The 18,713-nt window shown below is 65.9% G+C and carries 17 protein-coding genes; 8 read left to right on the top strand and 9 right to left on the bottom strand.

Features of this window, described 5'->3' with window-relative positions:
- Positions 1-525: 525 nt before the first annotated feature.
- The 4 genes from dnaB to GOAMR_RS25460 form a co-directional block, all read right to left on the bottom strand.
- On the bottom strand, positions 526-3,369 hold the full coding sequence (dnaB, locus tag GOAMR_RS04160) for a replicative DNA helicase (RefSeq protein ID WP_040514332.1): 2,844 nt from the start codon (positions 3,367-3,369) through the stop codon (positions 526-528).
- Positions 3,370-3,828: 459 nt separating this feature from the next.
- Positions 3,829-4,452 (bottom strand): GNAT family N-acetyltransferase, encoded by a 624-nt coding sequence (locus GOAMR_RS04155; RefSeq protein ID WP_005183054.1) that lies wholly within the window; start codon positions 4,450-4,452, stop codon positions 3,829-3,831.
- Positions 4,453-4,493: 41 nt separating this feature from the next.
- Positions 4,494-4,964: a hypothetical protein gene (locus GOAMR_RS04150; RefSeq protein ID WP_005183052.1), complete on the bottom strand. Its 471-nt coding sequence runs from the start codon at positions 4,962-4,964 to the stop codon at positions 4,494-4,496.
- Between the two features lie 68 nt (positions 4,965-5,032).
- Entirely contained in the window at positions 5,033-6,700 is a 1,668-nt protein-coding gene (locus GOAMR_RS25460; RefSeq protein ID WP_005183050.1) for a glycosyltransferase family protein, read from the bottom strand.
- Between the two features lie 180 nt (positions 6,701-6,880).
- Between GOAMR_RS25460 and GOAMR_RS04140 the strand changes: the two genes are divergently transcribed.
- From GOAMR_RS04140 to rplI, 5 genes are all read left to right on the top strand, one after another.
- On the top strand, positions 6,881-7,387 hold the full coding sequence (locus GOAMR_RS04140) for an SRPBCC family protein (RefSeq protein WP_040514329.1): 507 nt from the start codon (positions 6,881-6,883) through the stop codon (positions 7,385-7,387).
- A gap of 138 nt (positions 7,388-7,525) precedes the next feature.
- Positions 7,526-7,807, top strand: a complete 282-nt coding sequence (gene rpsF / locus GOAMR_RS04135) for a 30S ribosomal protein S6 (protein ID WP_005183047.1) — start codon at positions 7,526-7,528, stop codon at positions 7,805-7,807.
- A 138-nt stretch (positions 7,808-7,945) separates the two neighbouring features.
- Entirely contained in the window at positions 7,946-8,455 is a 510-nt protein-coding gene (locus GOAMR_RS04130) for a single-stranded DNA-binding protein (protein ID WP_005183046.1), read from the top strand.
- 59 nt (positions 8,456-8,514) lie between these two features.
- Complete coding sequence (gene rpsR, locus GOAMR_RS04125) at positions 8,515-8,769, top strand: 30S ribosomal protein S18 (protein ID WP_005183045.1); 255 nt, start codon at positions 8,515-8,517, stop codon at positions 8,767-8,769.
- 14 nt (positions 8,770-8,783) lie between these two features.
- Positions 8,784-9,236: a 50S ribosomal protein L9 gene (gene rplI, locus GOAMR_RS04120; RefSeq protein ID WP_005183037.1), complete on the top strand. Its 453-nt coding sequence runs from the start codon at positions 8,784-8,786 to the stop codon at positions 9,234-9,236.
- 72 nt (positions 9,237-9,308) lie between these two features.
- Here the strand turns inward: rplI and GOAMR_RS04115 are convergent, their stop codons facing one another.
- From GOAMR_RS04115 to GOAMR_RS04095, 5 genes are all read right to left on the bottom strand, one after another.
- Positions 9,309-10,052 (bottom strand): hypothetical protein, encoded by a 744-nt coding sequence (locus GOAMR_RS04115; protein ID WP_138943586.1) that lies wholly within the window; start codon positions 10,050-10,052, stop codon positions 9,309-9,311.
- 121 nt (positions 10,053-10,173) lie between these two features.
- The gene (locus GOAMR_RS04110; protein WP_005183032.1) at positions 10,174-11,037 is read right to left on the bottom strand and encodes a hypothetical protein; all 864 of its coding nucleotides are present in this window, start codon (positions 11,035-11,037) and stop codon (positions 10,174-10,176) included.
- A 43-nt stretch (positions 11,038-11,080) separates the two neighbouring features.
- The gene (locus GOAMR_RS04105; protein WP_138943588.1) at positions 11,081-12,802 is read right to left on the bottom strand and encodes a glycosyltransferase family 87 protein; all 1,722 of its coding nucleotides are present in this window, start codon (positions 12,800-12,802) and stop codon (positions 11,081-11,083) included.
- Between the two features lie 182 nt (positions 12,803-12,984).
- A complete protein-coding gene (locus GOAMR_RS04100; protein WP_040514325.1) occupies positions 12,985-15,288 on the bottom strand; it encodes a transglycosylase domain-containing protein in 2,304 nt (767 codons plus the stop codon).
- 155 nt (positions 15,289-15,443) lie between these two features.
- Complete coding sequence (locus tag GOAMR_RS04095) at positions 15,444-15,833, bottom strand: DUF5318 family protein (RefSeq protein WP_005183028.1); 390 nt, start codon at positions 15,831-15,833, stop codon at positions 15,444-15,446.
- A gap of 259 nt (positions 15,834-16,092) precedes the next feature.
- Here GOAMR_RS04095 and GOAMR_RS04090 point away from each other — a divergent pair, with 259 nt between their 5' ends.
- The 3 genes from GOAMR_RS04090 to GOAMR_RS04080 all read left to right on the top strand — a co-directional run bounded on the left by GOAMR_RS04090 (position 16,093) and on the right by GOAMR_RS04080 (position 18,713).
- Entirely contained in the window at positions 16,093-16,839 is a 747-nt protein-coding gene (locus GOAMR_RS04090; protein WP_005183027.1) for a PadR family transcriptional regulator, read from the top strand.
- Positions 16,832-17,926 (top strand): inositol-3-phosphate synthase, encoded by a 1,095-nt coding sequence (locus GOAMR_RS04085; RefSeq protein WP_040514324.1) that lies wholly within the window; start codon positions 16,832-16,834, stop codon positions 17,924-17,926. The genes GOAMR_RS04090 and GOAMR_RS04085 overlap by 8 nt, the downstream gene beginning before the upstream one ends.
- Positions 17,927-18,155: 229 nt before the next feature.
- The gene (locus tag GOAMR_RS04080; protein WP_005183019.1) at positions 18,156-18,713 is read left to right on the top strand and encodes a Uma2 family endonuclease; all 558 of its coding nucleotides are present in this window, start codon (positions 18,156-18,158) and stop codon (positions 18,711-18,713) included.

The following is an 18,713-nucleotide window of genomic DNA, read 5'->3' as shown; positions in this document are numbered from 1 at the left end:
CCCCCGGGGCGGTTCAAACCGTGAGTAAGTCCGGCACGTTCCGTACTCTCGCCGCACCTTCCCCTACAAGCACACAGGGCTGGGGCACGAGCGCTTGAATATGCGGAAGCCGATCAAGACGACGAAGAAGATCGTGCTCCAGACCAGACTCGAGCTCAAGATGATCACCCATCGTCACCGAGTAGGCGGTTACAGGGATGTGCTTTTGCCTTGCCGAGGAGCGTGGCCGTCGTACAGGAAAGATGAGTCCAAGGTCTGGTGGACCATCCTTCTGCCAACTCCAGACACGAATCCTCTCGGATCCGGCGAGCCGAAACTTCCAGGTCGCCTCAGGATCGCTGTCCTCAGTCATATGGCTACCACCACTCCATGCGGAATTAGCAGCAAATCTAGCAGGAATCCGTCCCTGAAGACACGAGAACAGAACAATACGTAGTGGTCAGCCCAGTTTTTCCCCGGTCGGGAGCTTGTTAAACAAGCAGGGCACTCTTGCTAATCTTCGCTGCATCTCGACAGCAGCAGCAGCTAGCCGCGGGCCATGTCGACGAAGCGGCTCAGGTGGAGTTGGTGGGCGACGGTGATGGTGGCGGTGGGGCCGTTGCGGTGTTTGCCGACGATGATGTCGGCTTCGCCTGCGCGGGGGTCGTCGCGTTCGATGGAGTCGGGGCGGTGGAGCAGGATGACCATGTCGGCGTCCTGCTCCAGGGAGTTGTGGACGGCTACGCCGTTAGCGATGAAGTTGTGTGTGCCGGGGACGGTGCCGTCGTAAACATCTTGTACACCAAGGGATTCGAGCGACACGATCTCATCCCAGTGGACGTTGTTGCTGATGTCGAGGTCGATGTCGATGCCGTCTAGGAGGTGCGCGGCCTGGGCGAGGACCGAGCGTGCGCGCTGCGCACGGGACTCGGCAGCGGCGTCGAGGCCGGCCGGGATGAGTTCGGGTGCTTCCAGGAGCGCATGAAGCTCGCGGGAGACGGTGCGGGCGTCGGCGCCTTCCACCTTCGCGGGTGAAGTGCCTGCCGGTCGCGGTGATCGGTCCTCGGTGTGAGGTACGCCGATACGCTCGCCGATCCCGATCTCGGCCAACGGAATCCAGCCGTCGACAGTCAGGAATGGATGGTTGCCGGTCGCCTCCACGGTGCGACCCGAAGCGGTGCGGACTCGCAGCACTTCCTTTCGGCCGCTGGGGAATACCTTGACCATCGGCCGGGTGACCAGACGCAGGCGTTCGTCCAACGACCAGACGAGCGGCTGCTCCCCCGTTTCCAGAAGCTCGCCGAGAGTGACCTCGGTTCCGGTGTCGGCGCGCCAGATACGTGCCGACGCCGGGAGACAACCCGATTCGCGCAGGTCAGAGACCTGGGGGCGTTTGTCGGTGCGCTGTTCGGGACCACGGTTGAGCTGGGAGATGGCGACGACCGGGACCTCGAGTTCCTTGGCGAGAAGCTTGAGGGAGCGGGAGAACTCGGAGACCTCCTGCTGGCGGGATTCGACCTTCTTGCCCGAGGTCATCAGCTGCATGTAGTCCACGACAACGAGTTTCAGGTCATGGCGCTGTTTGAGGCGGCGGGCCTTGGCGCGGATCTCCATCATCGTCAGGTTGGGTGAGTCGTCGATGAACAGCGGGGCCTCGGAGATCTCACCCATGCGGCGGGCCAGGCGGCTCCAGTCATCGTCGCTCATCGAACCCGAACGCATGTCGGCGAGTTTGATTTTCGCCTCCGCCGACAGCAGGCGCATCACGATCTCGATCTTCGACATCTCCAGCGAGAACATCGCCGACGTCAGGTGATGGCCGATCGACGCCGAACGCAGGAAATCCATTGCGAGCGTGGAGTTGTGGGTGGGGACCATCGCCTCACCGGCGAGATACATCGCGTCGTCGTTGTCGACCTGCACGCAGCGCACCGGCACGCTCGGCACCGGACGCACCGACACGACGCGCCGCACACCAGCCTTGCGGCGCAGCTCCTTGTGACGGATCGCCTTGTGGTGCAACGTGAACACATCATCGTCGGCGTCGACGCGGAGCCAGCCGGTGGCCGAACGCTTGTAGTTGTACCCCAGTCCCGCAACGAGGTCGGCGACCACCGCGGTCATGTGGCGGGTGGCGGCGGGCACGATGATCCAGCCGTCCTCGTCGACGGTGGCGCGGGCGTCGAGCAGACCGGCGAGGAGAGCGCGGCGCTGGGCGATCGAACCGCGCAGGTACTCCAGCGGGATCAGGCCACCGAGATCGGCCATCAGTGTCATCACGTCGACCGGGCCCTCTGCGTCGATACGCATGGCGATCTCGGGATCATCGAACGCCATACCGGCAAGGGCGGCAACTGTATACGGGCCGTACGCGACATGCTTGCGAGGCAGTTCGAGCGGTTTGGTGTTGCGGACGATGGCGCAACCGACGTGCCCACGCAGCGCCTCGGTGGTCATGGTGACGCGTTCACCGTCGACCTCGGCGACCCACTGGTGCTGTTCGTCGGCGACGAGCACCGCACCGTCGTTGAACTCGACCTCGAAGCAGGGCCGGTCGGTCATCACGTCGGTGGCGGCGACCACGCGGGTGGGGCGGCCGTCGGCGTCGAGCAGGTAATCCCCCACCGCGACCCGGCCCATCGTCGTCCAGCCATTGGGGGTGGGCAGCGGGGTGTCGAGAGCCAGCGCCTTACCCACACCCGGCCGGGCGGCGACGATGATCATCTGGCCCGGATGCAGGCCGTTGGTGAGCTTGTCGAGGTCGGCGAAACCGGTGGGCACGCCGAGTGACAATCCTCCGCGGGAGGCGATCGAGTCGATCTCGTCCATCGTCGGCTGGAGCAGCTCTTCGAGCGGCACATAGTCCTCGGCGGTGCGCCGCTCGGTGACCTCGTACACCTCGGCCTGCGCCCGGTCGACGACCTCGGCGACGTCCTGGCCGTCGGCGCCGGCGTAGCCGTACTGGACGATCCTGGTGCCGGCCTCGACGAGCCTGCGCAGGATCGCCTTCTCGGCGACGATCTCGGCGTAGTAACCGGCGTTGGCGGCGGTGGGGACCGTCGAGATCAGGGTATGCAGGTACGGGGCGCCGCCGATCTTGCGCAACTCGCCACGGCGCTCGAGCTCGGCCGACACGGTGACCGCGTCCGCGGGCTCGCCCTTGCCGTAGAGCTCCATGATGGCCTCGTACACGGACTGGTGGGCGGGGCGGTAGAAATCGCCCGAACGCACCCGCTCGATGACATCGGCGATGGCGTCCTTGGACAGCATCATGCCGCCGAGCACCGACTGTTCGGCAGTCAGATCCTGCGGGGGCTGCCTACCGAAGTCCTGCTCCGGTGGTCCCTCGTCGGACCCGGGTGCCGCCCCGCGATCATCGACAACTGCCACGTGTCAACCCCTCAGTACTGCCTGCCGAACTCGCATCCGACCTGTCCCGACCGTACCGGCATGCACCGGAAGGTTCGTGTCGCGACGTACCGCGCGGCTCTCCCGATCCTCCCCTGATCGATCGCACCCCGGTCCGCCGAAACACTGCGGGAGACATTAGGCCCTATGGCGCAGCGCTCTCAACCGGGCCTGTGGACAGAGTTGTTGACTGCTTGTGGAGTTTCTGTGTAGACGACCGGGATCGTTGTGCACACAATGGGGAAAGCCTGGGGAATTTGGCGGTGGATACCGCTGTAACAGCAGGTCAGAGCACTGGCAAGTTTCCACAACAGAAAATTCTCGATCGTGCGGCGTGTCGGGATAGTCACGTCGGGCGTGTCATCCACCGGTCTGGACAACCACACGAGAGCGACCGGCAGGTGAACATACGACGGAGACCATGCACAGGTGCCCGGACGGCTACGACGAACCGTTGATCCGGCCCAGCAGCACCGCACGGGCCGCCGGCCAGTCGTCGTCGGTCATCGCGTACTGGGCAGTCGTCCGCCAGCCCGTCGTGGCCCCCGTCGCTGCGCTCGCCCCTGCCCCGGTTCCGTGTCTTCTGTGCTTGCGCAGCAGCCCCTCGAACGTCGCACCGAGTTTGGCGATCGCCGCCCGCGACTGCGCGTTCGACTCGTGGGTGTGCCACACCACGCGCACCGCACCGCACTCCTCGAACGCGTGCCTGAGAAGGAGATATTTGGCGGTCGGGTTGACCGTCGTACCCTGCGCGTCGGTGGCGTAGTAGGTGTAGCCGATCGACGTCGACAGGTTGGCCTGGTCGATCTCGTAGAAACTGGTGGTGCCGAGGAGCCGGCCGGTGGCGTTGTCGACGACCGCATACGCGACCCGGCGTTCCGGATCGGCGAGCGCCTTCTCGATCCACTGCCGGGCCGATTCGACGTCGGCGGGGACGCCGCTGGTCCAGCGGTAGGGCTCCGGGTCGTCGACGACATCGGCGAGTTGCCGGGTGTCATCCAATCGCAGTGGGCGCAAGGTTATTTGCCCCGCTGTCAGATCCACGACACCCAACCAACTGCTCATCGACGTCCTTCCGGCCCACCGCCCACTTCGTTCTCTGTTGGTTACACGACCTTACAGGTCTGATAAGCGATACCCTGCGTGAGGTTCTTCTTCAGAACAGCGATACCGGCCGCTTGCAGTGCGGGAGAGATATCGTTGCACCGGAACTTCTTTCCCGATCCGGACACCCACCCGGATTTGGCACTGACCTTCCACGATTTCGAAGTACCACCGCATCCGACGTGGACCTGGTAATTACCGCCCTTGTTGAGGGTGTAACTGAAATTCGCCTTCGAATGGCCCCCGAGCACGATCGGGACACTCCACTTCGCCCAACCTGATGTGCTCGACGCCCCTTGCACCCAGACACCGGTCACGGTGCTGTTGATACAGCCGACCTCTCCCGTGATGGACTCGGCCGCTGCAGCCTCACCGGCCCCGATCACCATTCCACCGGCCAGGGCGATCGTCGATACAGCAACCGCACCATATGCACGCCAATGGGATGTCCGCAATTTCCGATATTCAGTCATGCGTGCGAATCTATCAACGCCGCATACATTTCGGGATCGCCCCTTTGGGCGACAACGAATCGGGCCGGTCAGCCCGGAACTCCCGACCGGCCCTGCGACAGCACGCCGACGGAGCTGTCAGCAGATTTCGGAGTGAGCATTGAGCGTAGGGGTTCGCGGGGCGGGGATTTGACGAAAGCAAAGATCAGGTACGAGAGCACCACCGCGTGCACCCACACACCGAAGTTGACGCCGCCGACCACCCACCACTTCATATCCGAACCCGACGTGTAGATGCCGAACAGCCGGAAGATGGTGGTATCCAAGACGAAGTCGGCGACCAGATACGCGACGATGACAGGCCACCGGATCTGCAATAGCACGAAGAATGGCAGGATCCACAGCGTGTACTGCGGTGAATGCACCTTGTGGAACAGCATGAAACCGGCCAGCATCGACGCCGCGACACCGATCCAGGGGAAGGTTCCGAGGCGCTCGTAATAGCGGCGGCCCAGGTGGATCGAGAGGGCGAACGCGGCCAGGATCAGCAGCGGTGACAGGACGCCGACCAGGCTGTTGTAGGTGCTGTTCTGGCCGTCCGTGAAATGCCGCAGACCCCAGTACCAGATCGAGTTGGTGTCGACGTCGGCCTTGCGTTGGCCCTGAAACGACAGGGCGGCCTTCCAGCCGTCGAAGCCCAGGATCATGAACGGAAGTTGGACGACGATCACCGTGATGCCCGCGGCGGCGGCGACCCAGGCGGCACCGAACCAGTCCAGCGGATCGGTGTTCGGGGTGGCCTGGTTCGATGTCGTCTCACCGGGTTTCGAGGCTCGTCGCTTGCGCTCCTCGCACCTCAACCGGCGAGGGGTGACACCCTCGCCCGAAGACGCCGCGCGAGGGGTGACACCCTCAACCGAAGAAGCCGCGCGAGGTTCGGCACCCTCGCCGGTGGAAGCGGCACGGGGTGGGACACCGTCGACAGTGGGAGTGTCGCGGAGGTGGGCGTCGTCGGCTTCGGCCTCGCCACGGGTGAGGACGTAGAGGGCGAGCGGGAGGACGAACAGGCCGGGGTAGATCTTGAGGCAGAAGCCGAGGGCCAACAGGATCGAGGCGAGGATTGCGCTGGTGCGCAACGACAATCGTCGTCGCCCGGTTTTCGGGCTGACGCCGGCGCCCCAGGCCATCACGGCGACTGCCGCGACAGCCGTTGCGGTGACCGGCAATTCCCAGTTGTGGAACGAGTACAGCACCAAAGGCGGTGTGGCGGCCCAGAACAGGACCCACCAGCGGACCAGGAGGGCCAGGAGCACGGTGATGGCGAAACTGAACGGGATCAGCAGCCACACCGAATGCTGGAAGAATTCGGTGTCGGTGTGGGCGCCGATCGCGCCGAGCCACATCATCATCCCCGACAGCACCGGATACTCGACGACACCGCCGAACAGCTTGCCGTCGGCGTTGATGCCGCCGTGGATGTACGGGAAGATGTGCTCATCGATCCCGCGTCCCTTCCACAGGAACATCAGGTCCGAGTAGCACGGGATGACGGCGTCGGGGTCGCCGACCGGCCAGTGCGAACTGCGGCCGCCCTCCAGGAACGGCGGACCGCCGCATTTGATCTTGACCAGGTACGACCAATACATCAGCAGCGAGGTCAGCAGCAGCGACACCACCACGATGACGGCGGTGTCGCCGCGACGCGACAACGAAGTGCGCCCGACTCGCAGAACAGGTTGGAAGCTCACGTCGAGCATGCGCTACAGGGTAAGTGGTGGCCCGCCGGCGCGGGCAGTCCGCCCACGCTGTGGTGGCGGCGACGCGCCGTGGCGCGGGGCGTCGACACGGCCCGGACCTGCGGGTATGTCCGAGAGCGACGCGCCACCCGCGCTCCGGAATCAGCTCCGAATCCCCCGTACCGGGCTAGGGTGTCGGATATGGCTCAACCCTTGGTCCTGAGCAGTTCCCGCGCGGTACCCGTCGACATCGTGACCGCGTTTCAGCACACACTGCCCGCACCGCAGCCGTCGATCTTCCGCCGCTGGTACGGGCCCATCGCCCCGGTGAAATCCACCTCCAACACGGAACCCTGGGGACATATCGGGCAGACCCGGACCATCACCCAGGTGGGCGGCGGCACAATGCGCGAGGAACTCGTCGACGTCGACGCGCCGTACTCCTTCTCGTATCAGCTCACCGACATCACCGGGCCGCTGTCGGCGCTGATCTCCCACATCGGCGGGCGGTGGTCGTTCAAGAGCGTCGGCACCGGTACCGAGATCACCTGGCAGTGGCGGCTCCATCCCCGCTCCAAGGCGGCGGCGTACGCGTTCCCGATGGTCGCCCGGTTCTGGCACGGCTATGCGCGACAGGCACTCGAGGAACTGTCGGCGGTGTTGCTGGCCGACCCGGGATACGGGGAACCGGTCCCCCACGACGACTAGCTCTGTCGCAGGTCAGGGATCGCATGATTTCGCCGGTCAGGGGGCGAACGTGTATCTTGGAGCGGTTGCCGACGCAGGCGACCCTCCTGCCACGGACAGTCCGTGGCCGACCTAGCCCATAGGAGGTGATGTGGTCATATGCGTCACTACGAATTGATGGTCATCCTCGATCCCAGTCTGGACGAGCGCACCGTCGCCCCTTCACTCGATACCTTCCTCAACGTTGTTCGCAACGACGGCGGAAAGGTTGACAACGTCGACATCTGGGGCAAGCGCCGTCTTGCCTACGAGATCGCCAAGCACAGCGAGGGCATCTACGCCGTCATCGATCTCAACGCCGAACCCGCCACCGTCAACGAGCTCGATCGTCAGCTCAAGCTGAACGACTCGGTGCTGCGGACCAAGGTTCTGCGCAAGTAATCCGGCTCGGGCGGTTGTGGACAACCGCCCGATAAAACCCGGATTGTCGTCACCCGGCTCTAGGGTGGAGAGCAACTTCACACAGAACCAGGTGCGGCTCGACCTTCGAGTGCACACTCACGACACGAGGGGACTCCCATGGCAGGCGACACGGTCATCACCGTCATCGGCAACCTGACCGCCGACCCGGAACTGCGGTTCACACCGTCCGGCGCGGCAGTTGCCAACTTCACGGTGGCATCCACACCGCGCACCTTCGACCGTCAGACGAACGAGTGGAAGGACGGCGAAGCGCTGTTCCTCCGCTGCAACATCTGGCGCGAGGCGGCGGAGAACGTCACCGAAAGCCTGGTCAAGGGCACCCGAGTCATCGTGCAGGGACGGCTCAAGCAGCGCTCCTACGAAACCCGCGAGGGTGAGAAGCGCACAGTCGTCGAACTCGAGGTCGATGAGATCGGTCCCTCGTTGCGGTACGCCACCGCGAAGGTCAACAGGGCCTCGCGCGGCAGCGGCGGCGGCGGTGGTTTCGGATCCCCGTCCGGCGGAAGCCGCGGCGGATCCAGCCAGCCGGTGGCCGACGATCCGTGGGGCTCGGCCCCTGCGAGCGGATCGTCGTTCGGCGGCGGGGACGACGAACCCCCCTTCTGATATTCGGCGGGCGCCGGCGCACTGCCCGGCTCACCCGCAATGCATAACTGGAGCATCCATTGGCTAAGCAAAAAGGCCGGAAGGTCCGCGTCGAAAAGGTCACCAAGACCAAGGCGTGCACCTTCTGCAAGGACAAGAAGACTGCCATCGACTACAAGGACACCGCGCTGCTGCGTCGTTTCCTGTCCGACCGCGGCAAGATCCGTTCGCGGCGGGTGACCGGCAACTGCGTGCAGCACCAGCGCGACGTCGCCGTGGCAGTGAAGAACTCGCGTGAGGTGGCCCTGCTGCCCTTCACCTCGACCAGCCGATAAGCGGGAGGACTGACATGAAACTCATCCTCACCGCCGCCGTGGAGAACCTCGGCGAAGCAGGCGACACCGTTGAGGTCAAGGACGGCTACGGCCGCAACTACCTGCTGCCCCGCGGCCTGGCCATCAAGGCCACCCGTGGCGCCCAGAAGCAGGTCGACGACATCCGTCGCGTCCAGTCCGCCCGCGAGGTCCGCGGCGTGGAGCACGCCAACGAGATCAAGCAGGCCCTCGAAGGCCTCGAGAACGTCTCGCTGACCGTGAAGACCCACGACTCGGGCAAGCTGTTCGGCTCGGTCACCGCGGCCGACGTCGCCGGCGCCATCAAGTCGGCCGGCGGCCCCGCCGTCGACAAGCGCAACCTGGAGCTTCCGAAGGCCCACATCAAGGCCACCGGAAACTACCCGATCGCCGTCAAGCTGCACCCGACCGTCACCGCGAAGGTTCAGCTCACCGTCGTCGCTGCCTGAGACAGGCGGTATCTGACACACAACTCCGCCGGTCGCCCTTTCCGAGGGTGACCGGCGGAGTTGTTTTGTCCCTCAGTTCGGGGGAAGCGGGATCGGTGCCTTCTCGTTACGGTCGTTCTTGGCGATGCACAGTGGGTTGCCCTGGCGCACCCACGCCGTGCCGGTGACCGGCATCGTCCCGTCCACAAAGCCGGTGGTCTTGACCTGCATCGAATAGGTCACGGGGACAAGGCCTTCCACGATTCCCGCGGTGTTCGCCTCGAAGGTCGGTGTGCCCACCACCTCCGCGGTGATCCCGCCGTTGGGGATCGCGGTGATCCCGATCTCGGCGAACGACTTGCTGGGCGAATCGGAGCAGTGGGTGGCCACGGCCGTGCGGTACGGCCCCATGTTCTCGGGGGTGTACGTCCACAGGTTGTGCAGGAACTTCGAGACGAACGCCGCGTAGTCGACCTCGTCCGACCCACCCTGATCCGACGACCCCGATGACGAGCCTGTGGTGGAACCGGCGGCGACAGTGGTGCCCGGTCCCTCGTCGTCATCGCCGACGAAGAACACGACCACCGCGACCGCCACCATGACCGCCGCCACCGCCACGGCGCCGATCGTCAGCCACAGCATCGTCCGGTTCTTGCCGTCCGGGGCGTTCGGTGGCCCGCCCGGTCCCCCGAACTGCTGCCCGCCCGGGTTCGGGTATTGCGGATGCGGTTGACCCCACTGTTGAGGCTGCGGCGGAAGCTGCCCACCCCCGAACTGGTGGTTTCCCGGATTGCTCTGGGATCCAGGATTGCCAGGTGGCCACGAGCCATCGGTCACGATGTTCTCCACTCTTCACCGGGACCGGGCGCGGCAGCTACGTCGAGGCCGCCCCCGAGCGACTTGGGATTGTCACCTACTCAAGCACACTCGGAAGTTCGTTTTGCGTACTTCCGCTGCCTCAGAACGTCTGCGTCGGGCCGGACCCGGACTCGTCCTCGACGACCTCGATCACGCACCTGTCGGCGCCGGGCCGCACATAGACCGTGCCGGTGAGCGTTCCCGACTTCGAGTTGGTGGTCACGTTCACCGAGTACTCGACGGGGATCCGATCGCTGGTCGCCTCCGCGGACTTGACCTCCACCGACGGTGTGCCGACGGTCTGCGACGACACCCGCCCCTGCTCGAGAGCCGTGATCCCCTTCTCGGCGTTGGCCTTGTCGGGCGAATCGTCGCAGTAGGAGTCGACCGCCTGCTGGTATCGGGTCATGTTGCCAGGCGAGAACGTGGTGCTGTTGACCACGAACTCCTGGACGAACGCCTCTTGGTAGCTGGCGTCATCCTTCTGGGCCGCACTGTCCTGGGCCGCACTGTCCTGGGCTGTGCTGTTCTGGGCCGTGCTGTCCTGGGCTGTGCCGTCCTGGGCTGCGGTCCGCTGCGGCGGTGACGAATCGTCGTCACCGCCGACGAAGACGAGCACAAGCGTCACGGCCATCACGATCAGACCCGCGCCGATGCCCAAGGCCACCCAGAGCCCGCCGCGACCGCGCTTCGGGGGTGGTCCGGGAGGATACTGCCCGGGGCCGGAGCCGTAGGGCACCTGCTGAGCCGGGCCGAAGGGCTGCGCCGCACCGTACGGCCGGGGCGCACCCGGGTAAGGCTGCTGCCCGGGTCCGGGTTGCTGGGGTGGTCCGTAGGCGCCCGGCGATCGATACTGCCCGGGTGCACCGCTCTGCTGGGGGCCACCCACGTAGGGCCCATATCCGGGCCTGGGCCGACCGGGCGGTCCGCCGCCGTATGGTCCCGGTCCGGAGAAGCCAGTCATAGAGACCACCCTAACCCCGCCGAACCGGCGAGACGGGCCGTGACTACTCCGGTTGAATGGTTCCTGTCGACCGCGACGACGCACCGCCAGACAGTTCCTCAACCGACAGTTCGTCAACCGACAGCGCCTCAACCGACAACGCTGGGGCCGGAGACAACGACCACGGGTACACCACCGGAGCCTTACGCCGCTTGGTCCACCTGCCCAGCCGGTCCGGCGCACCGTCGAGAACTCCGCCCGCCGGATCGTCGTATCGCACCCGACCGTCGCTGTGCGAACCCGGCCCGCTCGCCACACGCCCGGCGCCGGTTCTCACCAGGTCCTCGGCCGGATGCCAGATCTGCCAGAGGACCACCACGCACAGCGCGACGACCATCAGCGCCCGGACCATCACCGTCGCGGTGAACCATTCGTCGGGAAGCCAGCGACGCTCAGCGTCGAGAAACAGCGACATCCGGGGAATCCAGACGAGAGCGTCGATGATCATCCACGCGAACAGCAACCGGGTGTGCGGGATCGCCAGCACCGCCAGCGGGACCAGCCACAGCGAGTATTGCGGACTCCACACCTTGTTGATCAGCAGGAAACCCGCGACCGCGAGGAAGAGGACCTGGGCGACGCGCGGTCGTAGCGGTGCCCGCAGGACGACGACGGCCAGCGCGATCGCCAGCGCGACCATCCCCAGCAACGACACCGCGTTGAGGAGGTCGATGTTCCACGTGAAACCAATCGAATCCGACAGGATGCGATAGACCGAATCGGGGTCGGCCCCCCGGTCGGAGTTGAAGCGGAAGAACTCCAGCCAGCCCGACGGGTAGAGGATCGCGATCGGCAGGTTCACGACGACCCACGTGGCCACCGCCGCCGCGGCGGTCCGGGAGAACTCCCGCACCGCACCCGCACGCCAGCACAGCAGCAGCAAGGCCACCAGCAGGAGCAGCGGATACAGTTTGGCGGCCGTCCCCAGACCGATAAAGACACCCGCGAGCCACGGCCGCCGCCGGGACCAGGACAGCAGCGCGAGCGCGAGGAAGCCGGTCGCGATGGCGTCGAAATTGGTGAACGCGTGCACCAGGACGAGCGGTGACAGCGCCGCGATCCACGCCGCCCAGATCCGGGCGCGGGCGGTGAGCGCGGTGGCCCAGATGGTGATCAGCCAGAACGCGAGCAGGCCCAGCGCGGCGATGTCGAAGTAGCCGACGGACACGTACGGCGCCGGGATCCCCCAGTTCTCGTGTGCGGCGTCCCACCACTGGGCGAGCTTGGCGGCGCCGTACATGTACAGCCCGGTGAGCACCGGATACTCCATGTACCGCTTGACCTGCTCCCCCTCACCGGGCTTGGCTGCGGGGTCGGCATTCTCGTGCCAGAACGTCTTGTACGGGAAGGTGTTGCCCCGGTTCAGCTTCTCGGCCCGGTAGAGGGCGAGGACGTCGGAGTAACAGAGGTTGGTGAACTGACGCTGGTTGTCGTTGGTGAGCCGCGTCTCGGTGCCGGCGGGTGTGGTCGTGGTCGTGGTCTGCAGGCACGCCGCTTTGCCGAACCAGCTCAGGGCGGTCACGCACAGCGCCAGGGCCAGGAGCACCCGCAGCGGGGTCACCCAGCGGCTGCGTCCGACCGCCGCGTGCCGTCCGAGCCCGCCGCCGATCGGCGTGGCTGCGCCGGCCGCCACGTCGTCGTTCCAGCTCGGCACCACCCTGTCGACGAGTGTCCTGTCGTCGACGGCGTAGCGCCGCGGCGACACATAGCCGCCGCCCGCGTCCACCTCGGCGAAACCCGCACCGACCGTGCCCGTTGAGTCGGAGCCCGATGTGTCCGTGCCTGATGTGTCCGTGCCTGATGTGTCCGGGCCTGCTGTGTGCGGACCACCGTCCACCGCCGGGGCGGTGGTGCCACCGTGATCGGCCGCGTCCGTCACCACGCGACTGTCCGTGCCATCACCATCGATCAGCCGAAGGGCGGATTGTTGGCTTCGCCACCGTCGTCGCCACCGGTGTTGTTGCCTCCGGTGCCAGAGTCGTCGCCACCCGTATTACCCGTGTTGTTGTCGGCGCCGGTGCCGGAATCATCCCCACCAGCGCCTCCCCCGTTTCCCGAATCACCGGCCCCGGGAACTGTCAGGGTCACGCCCGGTGCGAGGGTGATGCCGCCGTCCTCATCGATCGTCGGGATCTGCGGTCTGTTGCGGGTCGGCCCGCGTGGACTGGTCGTCCGCGGCGAGTTGTCGTTGCCGGTGTCGGCCGGCGGTGTGTACGTGGTCGGCGGCGGCTCGTACGGGACACCCGCCTGGCCACCGACCGCGTCGGGTTCGGGGAAGTCCTCTAGCGGCTCTCCGTCGAGAGCCGCGTCCATCGCGGCCTTCCAGATCTGGGCCGGCAGACCGCTGCCGTAGACATTGGCGCCGCCGTAATTCAGCAGCGCGGTGCCCTTGTCGGTGCCCACCCAGACCGCGGTCGAGAGCTGCGGCGTGTAGCCGACCATCCAGGCGTCCTTGTTGTTGCCGGTGTCGCCGAGTTGCGCGGTGCCGGTCTTGGCCGCGGACTTGCGCGCACCGAGGTTCGGATCGTAGAGCGAGTTGCCGTTGGAGTAGCCGGCGATCGGCTCCAGTGCGGCCGTCACGTTGTCGGCGACCTTGGCCGGGAACACCCGCTTGCCCTTGTCCTGCTTGTGCTCGTACAGCACCACACCGTCGGAGGTCTCGACCTTCTGCACGAAATACGGCTCGTGGTAGACACCGGACGCGGCGAGCGTGGCGTACGCCGAGGCCATGTCGATGACCCGCGACGGGTACTGGCCGAGGACCACACCGCCCTCGGGCTTGCCGTTCTTCTCCTGCAGGGTGTGCTCGATGGTGCCGAAGCTCTCGACGACGCCGGCCTTGTGAGCGGCGTCGGCCACGTCCTCGGCGCCGTTCTTGAGGTCCATCATCAGCCGGTAGTAGACGGTGTTGAGCGACATCTTCATGGCCGTGGCCAGGTTGCAGGTGCCGCAGCTCTCGCCATCGGAGTTGTTGACGGTGAGTCCGCCGGGCGCGTTATAGGGCGACGAGTCGTAGGTCTGCGACAACGGGATGCCCTGTTCGAGGGCGGCGACGAGCGCGAACACCTTGAACGACGATCCGGTCTGCAGTCCGGCCTGCGAGTAGTCCCAGCCCTGGCCGTCGTTGCCGCCGAAGTAGCCGCGCACCGCGCCGGTCTTGGGGTCGATGGAGACCGCGGCGTCGCGCAGGTTCTTGGGCTCACCCTCGAGCTTGCCGTTGGCGGCCTTGACCAAGGCGGTCTGCACCTGCGGGTCGATGGTGGTGGTGATCTTGAGGCCCTCGGTGCGGAGGTCGTCTTCGGTGACGACGCCGAGCCGTGTCAGCTCATCCATCACCTGCCGTTTGACCAGGCCGCTGGGGCCGGAGGTGGTGTCGCCGTTGTTCTTGGGCTGCGTCTTGGTCTTGGGGAATTTCTGCGCCGCACGGTCCGACGGCGACATCGCGCCGTTGCTGACCATGCCGTCGAGCACGTAGTTCCAGCGGATCTTCGCCGACTCCTCGTTGACGGCCGGGTCAAGGAGGGACGGTGACCGGATGATGCCGGCGATCAGCGCACCCTCCGACGGGGTCAGTTTCTGGACGGGCTTGCGGAAGTACGCCTGCGAGGCGGCGGAGATGCCGTAGGCGCCGCGGCCGAAGTAGATGGTGTTCAGGTAGGCGGCCAGGATGTCGTCCTTGGACCACTCATTCGACATCTTGGTCGCGATCGCGATCTCTTTGAACTTGCGCTTGTACGAGACCTCGTCGCCGACGAGCGCATTCTTGACGTACTGCTGGGTGATGGTCGAGCCACCACCGGCCGAGTCGTTGTTGGTCAGCTTGCCCCGGACCGCACGGGTCAGACCGCGGATGGAGAAGCCCGAGTTGGTGCGGAACTCCCGGTCCTCGGCGGCGATCACGGCATCCTGCACCCAGACGGGGACGTCCGAGATCTTGACGTCGGTGCGGTTGCCCTCCTCGGGCACGATCCGCGCGATGGTCCGGCCCTTGCTGTTGACGATCGTCGACACCTGTGCCTGCTTGATGTCGCCCGGGGCCGGGACGTCGGTGCCGACGTACACGCCGAGGAACGCCACCACGCCGATGATCAGGGCGACGGGGATCATCGCGCCAACGAGCCCCACGCCCCACGCCAGGTATCGGTAACCCGCCCGACGGCTGTCGCCGCCACCGGAAGCCGATGGACGCAAGGGACCATTCGTGCTGCTCATGTCAACCTTCCCGACCGGCCGGCATCTGCGCCGTGACCATCTTTCACCGTAGCCGTCTATCGCCCGGCCACCACCGATCAGTTACCACTGTGACGCACTTGACCGGCACAGGGCAAAGCCCTGTGGACCCGGTCACGGCCGGGACCGCTATTTGACTATTTGGCGACCCGTCGCCTGCGGGTCGAACGCGGCGGCAAACCCGCAACGTACGACTGCACCAGATGGTTCCAGCTACAGGTACGGCAGACCTCGACGACGTGAACGGAGAACTCCTCGGCGGAGGTGGCCAGGCGGGTGATCTCCTCGGAGCTGCGGGCCGAGCCGGACACCTGGCCGAGCTTATCGCCGAACACCCAGGACACCAGCGTGACCTGCTCTTTCCGGCAGATCGGGCACAGCGTCGGCGACGGGCGCCCGTGGAATTTCGCGGCACGCAGCAGATAGGGACTCGCGTCGCAGACGTCGGCGACGGCGCGCCGGCCCGAGTGGACCTCCGCGAGCCGGGCCTTGCGCTGCAGGGCGTAGTCGATGATCTGGCGTTGCACGTGTTTCAGCGTACGTGGTCGGCCGGTGCGACGCCCCTGTACGGGCCTGGTCGCCGGGTCCGCCCCGATGCCGTTGTCTCGGTCACATCGGCCCGGCGGGCGCCTAGTGCGACACAACCGATCGCACCGATGTGGACGCCGAACATATCGGTGCGATACATTAGCGATCACATCGGCGCGAGGTGTTGTGCCGAGCTGTTTGACCGACGTGTTCCGTCTACCTGTTCTGACTGACGAACGTGACGAGAGGGGTGAGGAAGTGCTCGAACTCGCCATTCTCGGGTTGCTCATCGAATCCCCGATGCATGGTTACGAGCTGCGCAAGCGGCTGACCGGCCTGCTCGGCGCCTTCCGCGCCTTCTCGTACGGATCGCTGTACCCCACGCTCAAACGGATGCAGGCCGACGGAATCATCGACGAGGCCACGGGCCCCCTCGGGCCCAAGGTCCGCCGCGCACGCCGCGTCTACCAGCTCACCGACGCAGGCCGCGAACGCTTCGCCGAACTCGTCGCCGATACGGGTCCGCAGAACTACACCGACGACGGTTTCGGCGTCCACCTGGCGTTTTTCAGCCGGACGCCGGCCGTGGCCCGGATGCGGATCCTTGAGGGCAGGCGACGTCAGGTCGAGGAACGCCGTGAAGGGCTCCGCGAGCTCATCGGACGTTCCAACCGATCCGGCGACCGCTATACCCGCCAGTTGCACGAACTGAGTCTCGAGTCGAGCGAACGCGAAGTGCGCTGGCTCAACGAGCTCATCGCGGCAGAGGCATCGGACATGAACAATGCCGACGCCCAGCACACCGCGACGCAAGACCGGAGGCCTGCCGACCTTCCCGAGGGACGCCCCCCAGGCGTCGACCCGGGACTGGTCACCGCGGACCTCCACGAAACGGACTCACAGGAGAGCCGTGTCCGGGGCATAAGCGCCCCACCCCAGAAGGAGCCGGTTCCGCAGCAGTCCGCTGTGGCGCCGCGAGAAGAAGGAGAACCCGACCGTGGGTGAGCCCAATAAGGTGCGCGTAGCCATTGTGGGCGTAGGAAACTGCGCTTCATCCTTGGTTCAGGGCGTGCAGTACTACAAGGATGCCGACGAGAACTCGACCGTTCCCGGTCTGATGCACGTCAAGTTCGGCCAGTACCACGTGCGCGACGTCGAGTTCGTCGCCGCGTTCGACGTCGACGCCAAGAAGGTCGGCTTCGACCTGTCCGACGCGATCTTCGCCAGCGAGAACAACACCATCAAGATCGCCGACGTGCCGCCGACCGGCGTCACCGTCTCGCGCGGCCACACCCTCGACGGCCTGGGCAAGTACTACCGCCAGACCATCACCGAGGCCGACGGCGAAGGTGTCGACGTGGTGCAGGCGCTCAAGGACGCGCAGGTCGACGTCCTGGTCAGCTACCTGCCGGTCGGCTCGGATCAGGCCGACAAGTTCTACGCACAGTGTTGCATCGACGCGAACGTCGCGTTCGTCAACGCGCTGCCCGTCTTCATCGCCTCCGACCCGGAGTGGGCGCAGAAGTTCATCGACGCCGGTGTGCCGATCGTCGGCGACGACATCAAGAGCCAGGTGGGCGCCACCATCACCCACCGCGTGATGGCGAAGCTGTTCGAGGACCGCGGCGTGGCCCTCGACCGCACGTACCAGCTGAACGTCGGCGGCAACATGGACTTCAAGAACATGCTCGAGCGTGAGCGTCTGGAGTCCAAGAAGGTCTCCAAGACCCAGGCCGTCACCTCCAACCTGACCGGTTCGCTCGCGGGCAAGGTGCACGACAAGAACGTGCACATCGGCCCGTCGGACCACGTCGAGTGGCTCGATGACCGCAAGTGGGCCTACGTCCGCCTCGAAGGCCGCGCCTTCGGTGACGCCCCGCTGAACCTGGAGTACAAGCTCGAGGTGTGGGACTCCCCCAACTCGGCCGGCATCATCATCGACGCCGTCCGCGCCGCCAAGATCGCCAAGGACCGCGGCCTCGGTGGCCCGATCCTCCCGGCCTCGGCCTACCTGATGAAGAGCCCGCCGGAGCAGATCGCCGACGACGTCGCGCGTGCGCAGCTCGAAGCGTTCATCATCGGCGCCGAGTAAGTCACTCGCCGAGTAGATCTCCGCTGACGACAGCCGCGTGAGTGCCCTTCGGGGCCTCGCGCGGCTGTTGTCGTCTGCGCATGTCGCCATCTGGCACGGACAGGGGCGTGCGGCAAGTTCACCATCCACAGGTGACGCCGGGTGCGGAAGTTGTCCACATTCTTCGTTCGGCGGATCATCAAGGCTCTGACGTGCGGTTACATGGTCCAGGTGGGAGGGAGAAACTACGATGACGGTCATGACCACGTTCAGCCTGCCGCACCGGCGCGCGTTGACCCGCGCCGATCTCGCGGTGGTGCCCGATGACGGTCACCGGTACGAGCTCATCGACGGGTCACTGATCGTGAGTCCCGCACCGCAGATCCGTCATCAGGACGCCGTGATGCGGCTCGGTGTGCTGCTGTTCGAGGCGTGTCCACCGGAGTTGAAGGTGCTGTCGGCACCGGTCGACGTGGTGCTGGCCGACGACTCCGTGATTCAGCCCGATCTGCTGGTGGCCCGCCGCGATCAATTCACCGACAACGACCTGCCCGGACCGCCGCTGCTGGCCATCGAGGTGCTGTCGCCGTCGACGCGGGGTATCGATCTGTTGCTCAAGAAGGACCGGTTGGAGCGGGCCGGTTGCCCGCACTACTGGGTTGTCGATCCGGAGGGCCCGACGATCAGCGCGTGGACGCTGCGGGACGGCCGTCTCGTCAACATCCAGACAGCGACCGAGGATGAATTGTTCTCTGTCACGGAACCTTTCATCGTCAGCTTCGCGCCGTCGTCGCTGTTCGACCGGTAG

It is taken from the genome of Gordonia amarae NBRC 15530 (assembly GCF_000241345.1).
Lineage (GTDB): Bacteria > Actinomycetota > Actinomycetes > Mycobacteriales > Mycobacteriaceae > Gordonia > Gordonia amarae.
This window is presented reverse-complemented; position numbering and strand designations above follow the sequence as displayed.

Coding starts and splice junctions, on each gene's coding strand:
- GOAMR_RS04080 (WP_005183019.1), top strand. CDS start 18,156: ATGACGGTCATGACCACGTTCAGCCTGCCGCACCGGCGCGCGTTGACC.
- GOAMR_RS04130 (WP_005183046.1), top strand. CDS start 7,946: ATGGCAGGCGACACGGTCATCACCGTCATCGGCAACCTGACCGCCGAC.
- rpsF (WP_005183047.1), top strand. CDS start 7,526: ATGCGTCACTACGAATTGATGGTCATCCTCGATCCCAGTCTGGACGAG.
- GOAMR_RS04140 (WP_040514329.1), top strand. CDS start 6,881: ATGGCTCAACCCTTGGTCCTGAGCAGTTCCCGCGCGGTACCCGTCGAC.
- GOAMR_RS04150 (WP_005183052.1), bottom strand. CDS start 4,964: ATGACTGAATATCGGAAATTGCGGACATCCCATTGGCGTGCATATGGT.
- GOAMR_RS04100 (WP_040514325.1), bottom strand. CDS start 15,288: ATGAGCAGCACGAATGGTCCCTTGCGTCCATCGGCTTCCGGTGGCGGC.
- rplI (WP_005183037.1), top strand. CDS start 8,784: ATGAAACTCATCCTCACCGCCGCCGTGGAGAACCTCGGCGAAGCAGGC.
- GOAMR_RS04155 (WP_005183054.1), bottom strand. CDS start 4,452: ATGAGCAGTTGGTTGGGTGTCGTGGATCTGACAGCGGGGCAAATAACC.
- GOAMR_RS04110 (WP_005183032.1), bottom strand. CDS start 11,037: ATGACTGGCTTCTCCGGACCGGGACCATACGGCGGCGGACCGCCCGGT.
- GOAMR_RS25460 (WP_005183050.1), bottom strand. CDS start 6,700: ATGCTCGACGTGAGCTTCCAACCTGTTCTGCGAGTCGGGCGCACTTCG.